This window comes from Xanthomonas campestris pv. phormiicola, from assembly GCA_025666215.1.
GTDB classification, from domain to species: Bacteria; Pseudomonadota; Gammaproteobacteria; order Xanthomonadales; family Xanthomonadaceae; genus Xanthomonas_A; species Xanthomonas_A campestris_A.
Genome location: CP102593.1, coordinates 3,635,195 through 3,650,311 on the forward strand (window position 1 = coordinate 3,635,195; position 15,117 = coordinate 3,650,311).

Annotated in this window: 14 protein-coding genes and 1 pseudogene; 6 read left to right on the top strand and 9 right to left on the bottom strand. The window is 59.6% G+C overall.

Annotated elements, in window-relative coordinates; genetic code table 11:
* Window positions 1-7: 7 nt before the first annotated feature.
* From NRY95_15075 to NRY95_15090, 4 genes are all read right to left on the bottom strand, one after another.
* Window positions 8-760 carry an S-methyl-5'-thioinosine phosphorylase gene (locus NRY95_15075; protein ID UYC18598.1) on the bottom strand — a complete coding sequence of 251 codons (753 nt, stop codon included), beginning with the start codon at window positions 758-760 and terminating at the stop codon, window positions 8-10.
* Window positions 761-829: 69 nt separating this feature from the next.
* Window positions 830-1,384: a hypoxanthine-guanine phosphoribosyltransferase gene (locus NRY95_15080; GenBank protein UYC15047.1), complete on the bottom strand. Its 555-nt coding sequence runs from the start codon at window positions 1,382-1,384 to the stop codon at window positions 830-832.
* A complete protein-coding gene (gene nagZ / locus NRY95_15085) occupies window positions 1,384-2,391 on the bottom strand; it encodes a beta-N-acetylhexosaminidase (GenBank protein ID UYC15048.1) in 1,008 nt (335 codons plus the stop codon). The genes NRY95_15080 and nagZ overlap by 1 nt, the downstream gene beginning before the upstream one ends.
* 158 nt (window positions 2,392-2,549) lie before the next feature.
* Window positions 2,550-3,227: a DsbA family oxidoreductase gene (locus NRY95_15090; protein ID UYC15049.1), complete on the bottom strand. Its 678-nt coding sequence runs from the start codon at window positions 3,225-3,227 to the stop codon at window positions 2,550-2,552.
* Between the two features lie 409 nt (window positions 3,228-3,636).
* Between NRY95_15090 and NRY95_15095 the strand changes: the two genes are divergently transcribed.
* The 4 genes from NRY95_15095 to NRY95_15110 all read left to right on the top strand — a co-directional run bounded on the left by NRY95_15095 (window position 3,637) and on the right by NRY95_15110 (window position 8,611).
* Window positions 3,637-4,911 carry an efflux RND transporter periplasmic adaptor subunit gene (locus NRY95_15095; protein UYC15050.1) on the top strand — a complete coding sequence of 425 codons (1,275 nt, stop codon included), beginning with the start codon at window positions 3,637-3,639 and terminating at the stop codon, window positions 4,909-4,911.
* Window positions 4,904-7,006, top strand: coding sequence for a peptidase domain-containing ABC transporter (locus NRY95_15100; protein UYC15051.1), 2,103 nt, complete (start codon window positions 4,904-4,906; stop codon window positions 7,004-7,006). Before NRY95_15095 ends, NRY95_15100 begins: the two co-directional genes overlap by 8 nt.
* A gap of 275 nt (window positions 7,007-7,281) precedes the next feature.
* Window positions 7,282-7,479 (top strand): hypothetical protein, encoded by a 198-nt coding sequence (locus NRY95_15105; protein UYC15052.1) that lies wholly within the window; start codon window positions 7,282-7,284, stop codon window positions 7,477-7,479.
* A gap of 91 nt (window positions 7,480-7,570) precedes the next feature.
* Entirely contained in the window at window positions 7,571-8,611 is a 1,041-nt protein-coding gene (locus NRY95_15110) for a hypothetical protein (GenBank protein ID UYC15053.1), read from the top strand.
* Between the two features lie 59 nt (window positions 8,612-8,670).
* Here NRY95_15110 and NRY95_15115 read toward each other — a convergent pair.
* Window positions 8,671-8,805: pseudogene (locus tag NRY95_15115) on the bottom strand (CYTH domain protein).
* A gap of 100 nt (window positions 8,806-8,905) precedes the next feature.
* Here NRY95_15115 and NRY95_15120 point away from each other — a divergent pair.
* On the top strand, window positions 8,906-10,057 hold the full coding sequence (locus tag NRY95_15120; protein ID UYC18678.1) for a hypothetical protein: 1,152 nt from the start codon (window positions 8,906-8,908) through the stop codon (window positions 10,055-10,057).
* A gap of 184 nt (window positions 10,058-10,241) precedes the next feature.
* Here NRY95_15120 and NRY95_15125 read toward each other — a convergent pair whose 3' ends face one another.
* The 3 genes from NRY95_15125 to rlmD all read right to left on the bottom strand — a co-directional run bounded on the left by NRY95_15125 (window position 10,242) and on the right by rlmD (window position 12,932).
* Window positions 10,242-10,919 (bottom strand): DsbA family oxidoreductase, encoded by a 678-nt coding sequence (locus NRY95_15125; GenBank protein UYC15054.1) that lies wholly within the window; start codon window positions 10,917-10,919, stop codon window positions 10,242-10,244.
* An 88-nt stretch (window positions 10,920-11,007) separates the two neighbouring features.
* Window positions 11,008-11,508: a CYTH domain-containing protein gene (locus tag NRY95_15130; GenBank protein ID UYC15055.1), complete on the bottom strand. Its 501-nt coding sequence runs from the start codon at window positions 11,506-11,508 to the stop codon at window positions 11,008-11,010.
* Between the two features lie 71 nt (window positions 11,509-11,579).
* Window positions 11,580-12,932 carry a 23S rRNA (uracil(1939)-C(5))-methyltransferase RlmD gene (rlmD, locus tag NRY95_15135; protein UYC15056.1) on the bottom strand — a complete coding sequence of 451 codons (1,353 nt, stop codon included), beginning with the start codon at window positions 12,930-12,932 and terminating at the stop codon, window positions 11,580-11,582.
* A 280-nt stretch (window positions 12,933-13,212) separates the two neighbouring features.
* On the opposite strand from rlmD, the gene NRY95_15140 reads away from it, so the two are divergent.
* Entirely contained in the window at window positions 13,213-13,923 is a 711-nt protein-coding gene (locus NRY95_15140; GenBank protein UYC15057.1) for a response regulator, read from the top strand.
* A 145-nt stretch (window positions 13,924-14,068) separates the two neighbouring features.
* Here NRY95_15140 and recO read toward each other — a convergent pair whose 3' ends face one another.
* Complete coding sequence (recO, locus tag NRY95_15145; protein ID UYC15058.1) at window positions 14,069-14,920, bottom strand: DNA repair protein RecO; 852 nt, start codon at window positions 14,918-14,920, stop codon at window positions 14,069-14,071.
* Window positions 14,921-15,117 lie beyond the last annotated feature (197 nt).

A 15,117-nucleotide genomic window follows, 5' to 3' on the forward strand; every position in this document is an offset into this window, starting at 1 on the left:
AAGACAATCACCCGCGCGCCAGTTCGCCGATCAGCTCCGGCAGCCCCGCCGACGCCGCCTCCACGTTCGCCAGCACCTCGGCCAGGGTGATTTCCTGCGCGTCGCCGCAGCCTGCGGCCCAGTTGGCCACGATCGCCAGGCACACGTATTCCAGGCCCAATTCGCGCGCCAGGCCCGCTTCCGGCATGCCGGTCATGCCGACCAGATCGCAGCCGTCGCGGCGCAACCGCGCGATCTCTGCAATCGTTTCCAATCGCGGTCCCTGGGTGGCGCCGTAGCAGCCGCCATCGACCACCTTGGCGCCGGTCACGCGCGCGGCGGCCAGTACCTTGCTGCGCAGCATCGGCGAATACGGGTGGCCGAAATCCACGTGCAGCACCTCGCTGCCCGGCTCCTCGCTGAGCGTGGACACGCGGCCCCAGGTGTAGTCGATGAGTTGGTCCGGGCAGGCCAGCACGCGCGGCCCGAAGCGCTCGCCGATGCCGCCGACGGTGTTGAGCGCGAGCACCCGGGTGGCGCCGATTTGCTGCAGCGCCGCAAGGTTTGCGCGGTAATTGATCTTGTGCGGCGGCAGCGAATGGCCCTCGCCGTGCCGGGCCAGGAACGCGACCCGGTGGCCGAGCAGCGTGCCGATGCGGATCGGGCCGGACGGACTGCCGTAGCGGGTGTCGACCTGGCGGGTCTCCACGTCATCCAGTTGCGCGAGTTTGTAGACGCCGGTGCCGCCGATGACGGCCAGTGCGATGTTGTCCATGCGGATCCTCGAATCAGAACGTGCGCGCACGCCGGCCGCGACGGCCGGCGCGCAATGGGAAAAAGGCGCCGCGCCTCATTCCTTCATCGCGTAGATCGCCGGCAGGTTGCGCAGGCCTTCGTTGACGTCCATGCCGAAGCCGAACACGTAGCGGTCGGGGACTTCCACGCCCACGTAGTCGGCGTCGACGCCGTCCACGCGGCGGTCGTGGCGCTTGACCGTCATCGCCGCGATGCGCACGTCGGTGGCGCCCTGCTCCAGGCACCATTGGCGCACCGCCAGCAGGGTCAGGCCTTCGTCGAGGATGTCGTCGAGCAGCAGCACGCGGCGCCCGTACAGCGCGGTGGCCGGGCGGTGCTTCCACACCAGCTCGCCGCCGACGGTCTCGCCGCGGTAGCGGGTGGCGTGCAGGTAATCCAGCTGCAGGTCCTGGCCGCGCGCGCCCAGTTCCAGCGCCAGTTGCCCGGCGAACGGCAGCGCGCCGTGCATGATGGTCAGGTAGACCGGGATCTCGCCGCGGTAGTCGGCGGCGATGGCGTCGGCCATGCGCGCGATGGCCTGGTCGAGGTGCGGACGATCGACCAGCAGGTCGGCCTGGGCCAGGGCCTGGGCGATGGTGAGAGTGGACATCAGGCGGTTTTTCCGAAGGTTGCGAGCAGGTGGGATTGGGTGTGGCCGTAGCGGGCATCGGCGAGCAGGCCGTCCCAGCCGAGGGCGCCGCGGCCGATCAGGCCGAGCAGCGCGGCGGTATTGAGCGGGCGGTCGCGCACGGCCTGCAGCGAGTCTTCGACCAGTTCGGGATGGCAGACCAGGACCACGTCGCAGCCGGCGTCCAGGTGCGCCGACACGCGCGCGGCGACGCCGCCGGCGGCGAACGAGGCGGCCATGCCGATGTCGTCGGAGAACACCACGCCGCGGAAGCCCAGGTCCTGGCGCAGGATCTGCTGGATCCAGCGCGGCGAATAGCCGGCCGGTTCCGGCGCGACCTGCGGGTAGACCACGTGCGCCATCATCACCGCGTCGGCGCCGGCGGCGATGCCGGCGGCGAACGGCAGCAGGTCCTGCTCGCGCAGTTCCTGCAGCGGGCGCGGATCGACGGCGTTGTCGACGTGGGTGTCTTCCAGCACCGTGCCGTGGCCGGGAAAGTGCTTGAGGGTGGCGGCCATGCCGACGCTGTGCATGCCGCGCACGTAGGCGCCGGTGAACGCGGCCACCACCTGCGGATCGTCGCTGAAGGCGCGGTCGCCGATCGCGCGGTTGCCGCGCGCCAGGTCCACCACCGGGGCGAAACTCAGGTCCACGCCGCTGGCGCGGACCTCGCTGGCCATCAGCCAGGCATGCTGCTCGGCCAGCGCCAGCGCCGCGTCGCGGTCGCGCGCATACAGCGCGCCGAAACCGTGCAGCGGCGGCAACGCGCTGTAGCCCTCGCGGAAGCGCTGTACGCGGCCGCCTTCCTGGTCCACGCAGATCAGCTGCGGCCGCGGCGCCGCGGCGCGGATCGCCGCGGTCAGCTCCGCGAGCTGCGCCCTGGAGGCGAAGTTGCGCTTGAACAGGACCACGCCGGCGACGGCATCGTGCTGCAGCCAGTCGCGTTCCTGGGCGGTGAGTTCGGTAGCGGCGACGCCGATCGCGAGCATGCGGGGATTCTCCTGCCAGCGCTGGTCAGCGCGCCTGGGCGGCATTGTCGCAGATGCCGGCGCCGGCGACAGGCCGCAAGTGCCGTGCGGTGCCGTGCGGTGCCGGCGCGTGCCGATGGCGCGCCGTGGCTGCGCCACGTTGCGCTCGTGTGACCGGCCTACACCGCGCAACCGTCGGAGCCGCAGTCCTGCGCCGCATCCGGCGCCGGCGGCAGCAGGCCGCGCAGGGTCGCGGCGAACACTTCCGGCGGCTGCGCTCCCTGGATCGCGTGGCGGCCGTCGACGACGTAGGTCGGCACTGCGCGGATGCCCATCGCCTGCGCCTGCTGCAGCTGCGCCTGGATCTCGGCCAGGCCCTCGTCGCCGTCCAGCAGCGCCTGCACCCGCGCCGCGGGCAGCCCGCCGGCGGCGCCGGCGGCGAGCAGCGTACTGGTCTCGGCCAGGTTGCGGCCCTCGGCGAAATGCGCGTGGAACAGCGCCTCGGCCACCGCCTCGGCATCGCCTTCGCGCGCCGCCAGCCACAGCAGCCGGTGCGCCGGCAACGTGGTCACCCGCACCTGGCCGCGGTCGAAGTCGAACGGCAGCCCCTCGGCGCGCGCGGTGGCCTGGGTCTGCGCCAGGATCTGCTCGGTGCGCGCGGCGCCGCCAAACTTGGCTTCATACGCCTTGCGCAGCGGCACCGGCTCGGTGCCGGCATCGGGATCGAGCAGGTACGGATGCCAGTGGATCTCCAGCGCCGGCGCATCCGCGCCGAGCGCCGCGATGCCTTGCTGCAACCGGCGCTTGCCGATCCAGCACCAGGGGCAGACCACGTCGGACCGGATATCGAGGCGCATGAGGTTGGCATTCGGGATTGGGGGATTAAGGCATACAACCGGAGTTCGCATCATCAGCCGAACTCTGACCGCGGAAGAAGTGCGATCTATCACTGCCGGCTCGGATGAGCATTGTTCACCGATAGCGAGGCCTTGAAGCGATTGCGTTGAAGCGCTTGCGTTGCCTAAGCCGGATCAAAGAACGGCCGCTTTCGACAACCGCAGATAGCTATTGCGAGTTCAGAGTAAAAATCCCTGACCGCAGTAGCGATCGAACGTACATACGAAGGTATAGCCGGCATAAAAGTGAACCGCGGCACCAGCACCTAACTCTCCGATAAACAAAATTCTTCACACACCCTTGACTTCCATGAACAAAATTGCTATCAAACGGTGAAACAAAATACCAATCCAAGTTCAAGGATGAGCAATGTCTCTTTTTAGAGATGAAGTATTTCAAGCCAAAAAAAATGACAATCTCGGAGGGATTCGAATACCTCCTCCGAAAATGGGCTGGTTAGCAGCGTATATCGCGGCTTCTTCTCTAATTACGCTAGCGCTCATTTTTTTCTTTGGGTCGTACACAAAGACAGAGACAGCCGAAGGGATTTTAGTCCCAACCGATGGACAGCTAGATATACTCCCACCAAAAAATGGTTTGATCAGCCAAATTTTTGTCCACGAAGGTGACTTGGTCAAACCAGGCGCTCCGCTTTTCGAATTAACGGAAAACCAAGAAAGCGTTAGCCTTGGAGATACGAAAAAGGCTACCGCGGCACAGCTAATTAGGAAATTAGAAAGACTAGACGAGGCTCAAAAAGAGCAAAAGCGCACTTTTGCATTAAAGAGCCAAGAGCTGATAAATACCATAAATCTACTAGCCAACCAAAAGAAAGATATAGAAGAACAACTATCAATTCAAGCTAACCGAGCTCAAGCAGCTATGGAGCTTTATAAGAAGTGGCAAAAAGACGCCCAAGGAATTATCAGCGGATATCAAATCGGCCAGCAATACGATACCGCGATGCAACACAAGGCAACCTTAGCCAGCCTTAGCCAGCAGAGGTTCCGCATATCAGAAGAAATAATGCGGAGCAAATCAGAGATGGAGCAACTACCGGCCACACTCCGAGAAAAATTATTATTACTTGATCTTCAAATGGCAGACGTCGAACAAGCTCGCCTAGAAAATGCCGAAAACTCATCGATTGTTATTCGGGCGAGCAAGCCAGGAAGAATAAATAATATCATGGCAAAAGCAGGACAAGTTGTAAATACAGACTTTTCCCTAATGACACTCGTTGCAGATGCTTCCCCACTTGAAGCAGAGCTGTGGATTCCTGATATATCCGCGGGATTAATAAGACAAGGTTCCACCGTATCTATTGAATACGCCGCTTTTCCAAAGCAAACATATGGACTTCAATTGGGACACGTAAAAAGCATTTCTCTTAGTCCTGTACCACAGTCAAAACTTATCAAATATCTAGGCCAAGAAATCAAAGGTGCACGCTTTCGCATCTTGGTTGAATTAAGCGATCAATCAGTTTCGCTAGCAAAAGATGAAATCAGACTAAAGCCAGGCATGTCTTTAAAAGCTGACATAGTTGTAGGCAAACAAAAAATACGCGATCTATTTAAACCAAATAATTCTAAGGCACAGAACGATCAGCCCACGTTAACGGAGAGGCTCAAAAATGGCTGACGGATCGGGCTTTATTCATTGGAGTCAGAAGCGCCGAGTAGAACTTGTGATGCAGTCCGAAGGCGCGGAATGTGCTCTAGCATGCCTCACAATGATTTCAAAATTTCATGGGCACAACATCGATCTTCCAAGTCTACGCAGACGCTTCAGCTCTTCCTTAAAAGGAATAACTTTAGCTAGAATGATTGATATCGCAAATGAACTATCATTTGAATGCAGACCATTGAAAGCCGAACTGGAATATCTATCGTTTGCGAAATTACCGTGTATAGCACATTGGGATCTAAATCACTTCGTAGTTATAGCCGCCACAAAAAAAAACAAAATCGTCATCTATGACCCTGCTCGCGGAGTCCGAAAGATTTCCTACAGAGAGGCCAGCGACCATTTTACAGGGGTATTACTTGAATTAGAGCCCTCGACGGACTTCGCCCCTCAGACAGAAATTCGCCACATCTCCTTGAAGGCACTTACAGGAAAAATTCACGGGCTAAAAAGAGCTGTCACTCAAATAATAATCTTAGCCCTTGGAATAGAGGCGCTAGCTTTAGCCATTCCATTACAGTTGCAGTTAACTATTGATCAGTTCAGCGCATCAAATGACACGAGTATCTTACTGATAATAAGCATCTCCTTTACCTTAATCGTAATTACACACTCGCTACTTTCGATTGCTCGAGCTTGGATAATAAGCTGGCTGGGAGCCAACATTAACTCCCAGTGGGTTACCAATATGTTCGGCCATCTATTAAAGCTTCCATTAGAATTTTTTGAAAAGCGGCACTTGGGCGATATCTTATCGCGATTTTCATCAATATACTCAATTCAATCAACACTCACAGGATCTTTTCTTTCGGCAATCCTTGATGGATTGACAGGAATATTGGCGTTACTATTATTAATTTCCTATAGCCCCATTCTAACTTGCTTTGTCGTTGCGATGGCCTGTATTTATTCACTACTTCGTGCACTTATGTTTAAGAGCTTATGGTCAGCCAATGAAGAGAGTGTCGTTTACGCGGCACGACAACAGACAGAACTTATGGAATCGGTACGCGGCATCCAAGCCATTAAAATATCCCAAAAGCAAGCGGAGCGGAAATCGCGCCTAAGCAATTCAACGATGGAGGCCGCCAAAAGGCAACTATCTGCACAAAGAATTGAACTAGGCTTCAACACTGCGAACCAAGGAATATTTGGGTTGCAACGCGTCGTTTTGATCGCGGCTTGCGCTTATATGGTAAGCAGAGGAGAACTCAGCGCCGGCATGTTAGTTGCCTTTGTTGCCTACGCCGATCAGTTTTCATCAAAAACTAGCACTTTAGTAGACAAGTTAATTGAGTTTAAAATGCTAAAACTTCATCTATTGCGGATATCAGACATTGCTCTCGAAAGTCCTGAAAAGCCCCCAATCTTAACCAATAAAAAAGAAAAAGGAAGCAACGAAAGCATCTATATTGAGAATGTTAGCCACAGGTACTCAGACGACGAGCCCTGGGTGATAAATAATTTGTCCATGGAAATAATGAAAGGCGAATCGCTTGCTATTGTAGGCCCTAGTGGATGCGGAAAGTCCACGCTAGCCAAATTGATTCTTGGGCTCCTAACACCAACTCAAGGCACGATAAAATTCGGAAATTCCAGCAGCCTAGCGAGCTCCCCTGGAACAATTGCCGCAGTGATGCAAGATGACAATCTCTTTTCAGGGAGTATCGCTGACAATATCGCATTCTTTGACAGCGACGCAGACAAAGATGCAATTGAGGAAGCAGCTCGCTTAGCCGCAATCCATAACGAGATAAATATAATGCCGATGGGCTATGAAACCCTGGTTGGAGACATGGGTTCTACGCTATCAGGAGGCCAGAAGCAGCGTTTACTTTTAGCTCGCGCGCTATACAGAAAGCCACAAGTCCTGGTTTTAGACGAAGCATCAAGTCACTTGGATGCTGCAAACGAAGCACTAATCAACAAAACCATCAAGGAGCTAAATATAACGAGAATAACTATTGCCCATCGAAAAGAGACGATCGACCAAGCTGATCGAGTGTTTGATTTATCGCTGCACGTGTCAATAGCATCACGTAGCAACTGAAGCAAGGGCCCTGCTGCAGTTGCCACGTGGCGTTAGGTAGACGCCAACCAAAAACCGACAAAGGCAAAAAAAATGGAAAATAACACCGTGAAGCCCGTGCTGAAGTCTCTTTCCCGTCTGGTAACGGCCGATGAACTAACGAAAGTTAGTGGCGCCGGCACCGTAGTCAAACTACCTGGAGCAGTGACCACGGAAAATTCGTACGACAAGAATGGGAAGTATGTATCTCAAGACAAGATCGAAAGCAATTAAATCCCCCATATAAGGAGAAAGAAATGAGCAAAGACACCATCACTCCTATCGCCAAGACGTTAGCTCGCTGCATTTCTGCAGATGAGTTGAGCCAAGTAAGCGGAGCTGGAACAATAGTGCGCACCCCGGCTGCCGGGTCTGGTGGAACGGCAACTGAAGAAACATACAAGGGCAACTCTAAGACACCCAGCGGGCTCGATACAATTATCGAAACGCCTTAACTACGCAAGCGTGCACCACGATAGTGGTGCACGCTTCGCTTATCAAAATCCGATCGGCAGCTGCATGCACCGATAACAAGTAGATATCACCATGGCATCTAAAGTACTTATAGTTTCCTCCGAAGAAGATGATACACACGCCAAGGTGGTTGCTTGGTCGTTAAGGGAAAGAGGGCATGAGGTAATCTTCTGGGACACTTCCAAAGTCATACAAACCGCAGGATATAGTGTTGAAGTGAGTAACGATTTACCATTGGCTGTCCAGATCAACTTACAAGAAAATTTCGATAGCGCCTGGCTCAGGCGCGTGTTCTGGCCACGAAATTTTTCTATTGCCACGGATGCTGCAGACAAAGATTACATCTCAGGGGAGAACAAGAGGTACATAGATAACGTGCTTGACTGCCTATCAAACAACGGCATTAAATGGCTTAATGACAAACCAGCTTGCATTAGCGGCGAACTAAAAATCAAGCAACTTTACGCGTGTCATCAACTAGGGATTCGCTTTCCTAATACTCTCATTAGCTCCGATGCCTCAAAGATCAGAAATTTCGTCGCGAAGCACGGTGCTGTAGCAGTTAAGCCACTAGACGTTTACACTTGGAAGCAAGATGACGGCAGCAGGCTTATGACCTATACGAATGTCATAACTAACGCGCAGCTCCAAAACATAAGTGATGAAGAGCTACTTTCGTGCCCTGTGATCTACCAAGAGCTAATTGATAAAAAATTGGAACTTCGCGTGGTTGCTGTTGGCAAAGAAGTATTTGCATGCAGTATAAAAAATCCCAATGCTGAATGCATTGATTTTCGATTCTACCAAACCGATGAAACTCTCGAATACTCCTCATTCGACGTACCTCCAAGGTTAAGAGAAGAAATGTTAAAGCTCATTAACTTTTTTGGCCTGCAAATGGCGAGCAGCGACTTTTGCGTAGACAAAGATGGAAACATTTTTTTTCTTGATTTAAACCCAGGCGGCGCTTTTCTTTTCGTCGAATATTGGGGAGGCAACCGGATTGTGGCTAGTGTAGCGGCCTTGCTTGGCGGGGGGCTACCTAATGACTACAACAGCCTAACTGATTACAACTTAATGGCTGAGGAAAATAACAGAGTAACAGGAGCATGAATTTGATGAATTTGATGTGAGTAGTAACTTAGCAAAAAATTTGAACAATCGCTTCTTGCTTACCCAGCGAACGGACGCGAGGGAGCCGCTAAGTTGTAGTAACGTGCGTCATCTGCAACCTCGGCTTCCAACCATTTTGGCTTTGCGGAGGCCTCATCGGCGGAGTTCAGTTCGATCTCGGCAACTACCAGTCCAGGTAAAGGGTATGAAGCGCGTTGCGGAAAAGCCATGGTATTGGCGAGCGCTTGATTTCTACCTGCCACGTAACAAAAATAGTACATCATAGGAACCGCAATGCACCAATTGTCCGCAAGCACACTGATTCGACGCGTCATGCATGCGATTTTTCTTGCTGGTGTCATCAGCACAGCCCCTACAGCGAGCGCTGAAGACGCGGGTCCAGCTTATGACATCGCCGTAGCGAGTGGCACCCAGAAAGACCATGCATACTTGTTACTGTTGACGGAACTGAATCAAGAAACTGGTGCACCGCTTACTGAGGAACAACTGGAACGATTCAAGGCCCTCCTGGTGTCGAAAGGCTGGCCGACCAGCGAGACCACAGGTAGAGAAGGCATCGATGTCGCTGGCCAGTTGCTTCTGCGCGCCTCTGGAGAATTTTCTTTTCAGAACTACATGCTTGAGCTAATGGATCAGCAGGTTGATATAGATGTTGATCCAGCGGCCTATGCACGCCTATCTGACCTAATTTATCAACAGCATGGAGATGGTCAGATCTATGGCACCCTTCTGGGCATTGTCGCAGGTAAAGTGGAGCCAGTGCCCGCGATGACACGCTATGGAAAAAGTAGATTCTTTCGAGATTTTTACGGCCTTGCACCCCTCGATCAGGAAATTGAAGACGCACAGAATCGGGTGGATTCAGGTCATCCGATCCCCCAACCTTACGCTGAACTTAGACTATCCAAGCAGGTCCAAGCATATTCCCGGCCAGATATAAGGGAGAGCCTGGGACACATGATTGCTGATGATCAAGCAGCGCGCCAATCTATTTCTCAAACAGTCAGCAAGAAAGAGATCGCGGCCGCCAAGAAGCGCGTTGCCGAGGTAGATGGGAAGAACCTTCCGCTGATTAAGTCGATCTTTAAAGAGGTTGGCTTCCCTACCATTTCAATGGTTGGGAGAGACGGTGTCTCCACTGCTTTTCTGCTCGTTCAGCATGCGGACGACGATCTCGATTTCCAGCGACTCGCCCTTGAGTTGGCGAAACCTCTAATGGAACAGCGGCAGCTCTCTAAACAGCAATACGCTATGCTTTTTGATCGTGTCCGCCTGGCTAGTGGTAAACCCCAGCGCTATGGCACCCAAGTCCAAACGGTCGATGGAAAAACACATCTTCGCCCTGTCGAGGACCCCGAGAATCTTGATATTAGGCGAAAACAAATGGCACTTGGCCCAATAAAGGACTATCTCAACTCTTTTTAGAAAAGCATTTGAATTTTAGAACACACTTCAAAGTTTAGACAAATTCCGAAAATCTAAGGACACAGTAGGCTGATTCTCAAGCACTGACGCGCTTCTACAAATCCCAGACACTCATTCCCAGCTTTTCGAACGCCGCCCGTCGACGTCGATCGCGCGTGCGCCGCGTTGCCGGCGTGTGACCGGCCTACACCGCGCAACCGTCGGGGCCGCAGTCCTGCGCCGCGGCCGGCGCCGGCGGCAGCAGACCGCGCAGGGTCGCGGCGAACACCTCCGGCGGCTGCGCTCCCTGGATCGCGTGGCGGCCGTCGACGACGTAGGTCGGCACTGCGCGGATGCCCATCGCCTGCGCCTGCTGCAGCTGCGCCTGGATCTCGGCCAGGCCCTCGTCGCCGTCCAGCAGCGCCTGCACCCGCGCCGCGGGCAGCCCGCCGGCGGCGCCGGCGGCGAGCAGCGTGCCGGTCTCGGCCAGGTTGCGCCCTTCGGCGAAATGCGCGTGGAACAGCGCCTCGGCCACCGCCTCGGCATCGCCTTCGCGCGCCGCCAGCCACAGCAGCCGGTGCGCCGGCAGCGTGGTCACCCGCACCTGGCCGCGTTCGAAGTCGAACGGCAGCCCCTCGGCACGCGCGGTGGCCTGGGTCTGCGCCAGGATCTGCTCGGTGCGCGCGGCGCCGCCGAACTTGGGTTCATACGCCTTGCGCAACGGCACCGGCTCGATGCCGGCATCGGGATCGAGCAGGTACGGATGCCAATGGATCTCCAGCGCCGGCGCATCCGCGCCGAGCGCCGCAATGCCTTGCTGCAACCGGCGCTTGCCGATCCAGCACCAGGGGCAGACCACGTCGGACCAGATATCGATGCGCATGAGAGGGGAATGGAGAATGGAGAATGGGGAGTGGCAAAAGCATAAGCCCGATCGCCGCGCTTGACCCGCTTTTGCGAATTCCCAATCTCTAATCCCGGCTTTCCGGCCACTCACGGAATGGATGCGAAGCCAGCGCCAGGTTGTAATAGCGCGCATCGTCGGTGACTTCGGCGCCGATCCAGTCGGGCTTGGCGAAGGCCTCATCGGCGCTCTCCAGCTCGATCTCGGCGACCACCAGCCCGGCGTTGTCGCCGAGGAACTCGTCCACTTCCCACAGATGGCCCTGGTGCTGCACCAGGTGCCGGCGCTTGTCGATCAGCCCGCCCACGCACAGCGCCAGCAGCGCGCGCGCGTCGTCCAGCGGCAGCGGATACTCGAACTCCTGGCGGGTGTGCCCCAGCTCGCGCGACTTGAGGTTGAGGAACGCCTCCTGGTCCTGGATACGGACCCGCACCGAGGCCTTCTGCGCGCCGCTGTCCATCGCCGCCTGGTCGTTGATGTAGCCCTGCGCCATCGGGATCACCCGATGCGCCGCGGCGCGCCAGCCGTCGCCGGTGACGAGGAATTTGCGTTCGATTTCGATGGCCATGGGAATGGGGAATCGGGAAAGGAGAATGGGAAAAGCATAAGCCAGCGCGCGGACGCCGCTGTTACCACTCCCTATTCCCCATTCCCGACTCCCGGCTTCTCGAACACCGCAATGCTCTCCACATGCGCCGTATGCGGAAACATGTCCATCGCGCCGGCGGCCTTCAGCACGAAGCCCTGCTCGTTGACCAGGTAGCCGGCGTCGCGCGCCAGCGAGCCGGGGTGGCAGCTGACGTAGACGATGCGCTGGAACGTCTCCAGCGGCAGCTGCCGCAGCACCTCGATCGCGCCGGAGCGCGGCGGGTCGAGCAGCAGCTTGTCGAAGCCCTGGCGCATCCACGGCGCCTGGCGCTGGTCCTGGGTCAGGTCGGCGGCGAAGAACTGCGCGTTGTCCAGGCCGTTGCGCTGTGCGTTGTCGCGCGCGCGCGCCACCAGCCCCGCATCGCCCTCCACGCCCACCACCTCGCGCACCGTGCGCGCCAGCGGCAGGGTGAAGTTGCCCAGCCCGCAGAACAGGTCGAGCACGCGGTCGCCGGGCTGCGCGTCGAGCAGGGTCAGCGCCAGCGCGATCATCTTCTGGTTGAGCGAGGCGTTGACCTGGATGAAGTCCAGCGGCCGGAACGCCAGCTCCACGTCCCATTGCGGCAGCCGGAACGACAGCGGCACCTGCTGCGGGTGCAGCGGATGCACGCTGTCCACGCCGCCGGGCTGCAGGAAGATGGCGAAGTCGTGGGCCTGGGCGAAGGCCACCAGCGCGTCCTGGTCGTGCGCGCTGAGCGGCTGCATGTGGCGGAAGGTCAGCGCCACCGCGTCGTCGCCGACGATGAACTCGATCTGCGGGATGTCGCGCTTGCCGTCCAGGCTCTCGACCAGCGCGGCCAGCGCGCTCACCTTGAAGCCGATCTGCGGGATCACCGTGTGGCACACCGACAGGTCGGCGACGAAGCGCGGGTCCTGCTCGCGGAAGCCGACCAGGGTCTTGTCCTTCTTCTCCACCCGGCGCACCGAGAAGCGGCCCTTGCGCCGGTAGCCCCAGGGTTCGCCGGACAGCGCCGGCAGCACCGTCTGCGGGGTCACGTGGCCGATCCGCTCCAGGTTCTCGGTCAGCACCCGCTGCTTGGCCAGGATCTGCTGGTCCTCGGCCAGGTGCTGCAGCACGCAGCCGGCGCAGACCCCGAAATGCGGGCAGCGCGGTTCGACCCGCTGCGGCGAGGCCTGCAGCACCTGCAGGGTGCGCGCTTCGTCGAAATGACGGTTACGCGCGGTGGGCTCGGCGAGCACCGTCTCGCCCGGCAGCGCGCCGGCGACGAAGGCGACCTTGCCGCCCTCGCCCTCGGGGCGGGCGACGCCGCGGCCGTCGTGGCTGAGGTCGACGATATCGGTCTGGAACGGGGTGCGGTCTAGGCGTTTTCTGGATCGGGCCACGTGGCGGCAGGCTGCGGGCGAAAAAGGGCGGCCATTGTCGCAGATGCGCCAGGGCCTGCCGATGCGCGGGGAGCGGCCCTGCGGTGCGCGGGCGCCGACGCCGCCCTATCGGTGCCCGGACGCGGCGCTTCGGGTTGCCCTGGCCTGCGCCGATCCGGCCAGCGCCCCCCCGGCGGCGGGCCCGGGGCACCGGCTTGCGGACGCGGCGGCGGCGGCGCAAAGTGATGCGACGCATCGTCGCAGCCGCTAAGATGCGCCCAGGCCGCATGGAGGCATAAGGATGGCATCGACCCAGGACCCTGTGACGCGACTTTTGCTGGTCGAGGACGACCCGATCAGTCGCACGTTTTTGCAAGTGACGCTGGAATCCCTGCCCGCGCAGGTCGATCTGGCCGACACCGTCGCTTCCGCGCTGGCCAGTGCGCAGGCGCAGGAACACGACCTGTGGCTGATCGACGCCAACCTGCCCGACGGCAGCGGCGCCGACCTGCTGCAGCGCCTGCAGCGGCAGCGCCCCGGCACCCTGGCGCTGGCGCATACCGCCGACGCCAGCGGCGCGGTCCGCGAGCACCTGCTCGGCGCCGGTTTCGCCGAAGTGCTGCTGAAACCGCTCAGTCCCGAACGCCTGCTGCAGGCGGTGCGCCGGTTGCTGGCGCGTGGCAGCGTCGGCACCGCGCCGGGCGCGGTGGAGGCGGCGGTGGACTGGGACGAGACCACCGCCCTGGTCGCGCTCAACGGCGAGCGCTCGCACCTGATCGCGCTGCGCGAACTGTTCCTGGCCGAGTTGCCCGGCACCCGCGACGCGGTCGCCTCGGCGCTGCAGCTCAGCGACGAGCAGGCGGTGCGCAACCACCTGCACCGGCTGCAGGCCAGCTGCGGCTTCGTCGGCGCCGCGCGGCTGGCGCGCGCGGTACGCCAGCTGCAGGGCGACCCGGCCTCGTCGCAGGCGCGCAGCCAGTTCAGCGAGGCGGTGGCCGCGTTGCTGCATTGAGGCCGGGACTCGGGACTCGGGACTCGGGACTCGGAAAAGCATGGCATGTCGTTGCCATGCGCCATCCAGCGCCGGAGTCGCGGCAAAAAACGCGAGCGCCGCGCGGAGTTCCATCCGCTTATTCCCGGATGCCGCCGTCCACGGACTACGCCGTTCCGGGTCCCTGGTCCCCGGTCCCCGGTCCCGGCTCTGCTGTTCCGAGTCCCGAGTCCCGAGTCCCAAGTCCCGGCCCTGCTGTTCCGAGTCCCGAGTCCCGAGTCCCGAGTCCCGACGCAAACCGGCCCGCCCGCGCCAGATCCTCCAGCATTTCCCACGACTTCAGGCCGCGCCCGCCGAGGTGGTGCAGCAGCACCACGCGCATGCCGCGGCGCAGGCCGGGCAGGTCTTCGGCCACCGGCATCTCGTCGGCGGCCAGCGCCAGCAGCGCGCGGCCGGTGGCCATGCCGCTGCGCTGGTCGTGGCCGCGGTCGCTGAGCAGGCGGCGCGGGCCGTGCTCGGCGTCCAGCACGTAGCGTGCGGCCGGGTCGATCGGCTCGCCGTCGCCGTCGTGGCGCAGGTCGAAGCCCACGCCCAGCGCGTCCAGCAGGTCGCGCTCGAAGCAGCGCAGCGTCCACGCCAGCGGCGCCTCCGCGCCCAGCCGCGCGCGCACCCGTGCGTAGGCCAGGTACAGGTCCGGCGCAGGATCGTCGCGCGGCGCCAGGCGCAGGGTCAGTTCGTTGATGTAGAACCCGGCGAGCATGCCGTCCCCGCTCAGCCGCGGCGCCGTATCCACCGCCTCAGCCGCACGCAGCTGGGCCAGCTCGCCGCGGCGCTGCGCGCTGAAGCGGATCGACTGCAGCGGCTGCAACGCGGCGCGCAGCGGCTGCTTCTTCGGCCCCTGCACGCCCCGCGCCAGCACGCCCAGCCGGCCGTACTGCGCGCTCAGCACCTCGACCAGCAGGCTGGTCTCGCGCCAGGGACGCGCGTGCAGGACGAAGCCGGGTTCATGTTCTATCACGGTCGGGACTCGGGACTCGGGACTCGGGACTCGGGACTCGGGACTCCAGGATGCTGTCCGGCGGCAAATCGCTGTCAAGCGATTTGATGAAAAAGCGCCCTGCTCCGAAGAGAAGCGGCAGCTGTATTTCCGGCTCAGCCGTTTTTTGTGGGAGCGGCTTCAGCCCCGACGCGTTACCGGTAAGGCGTCGGGGCTGA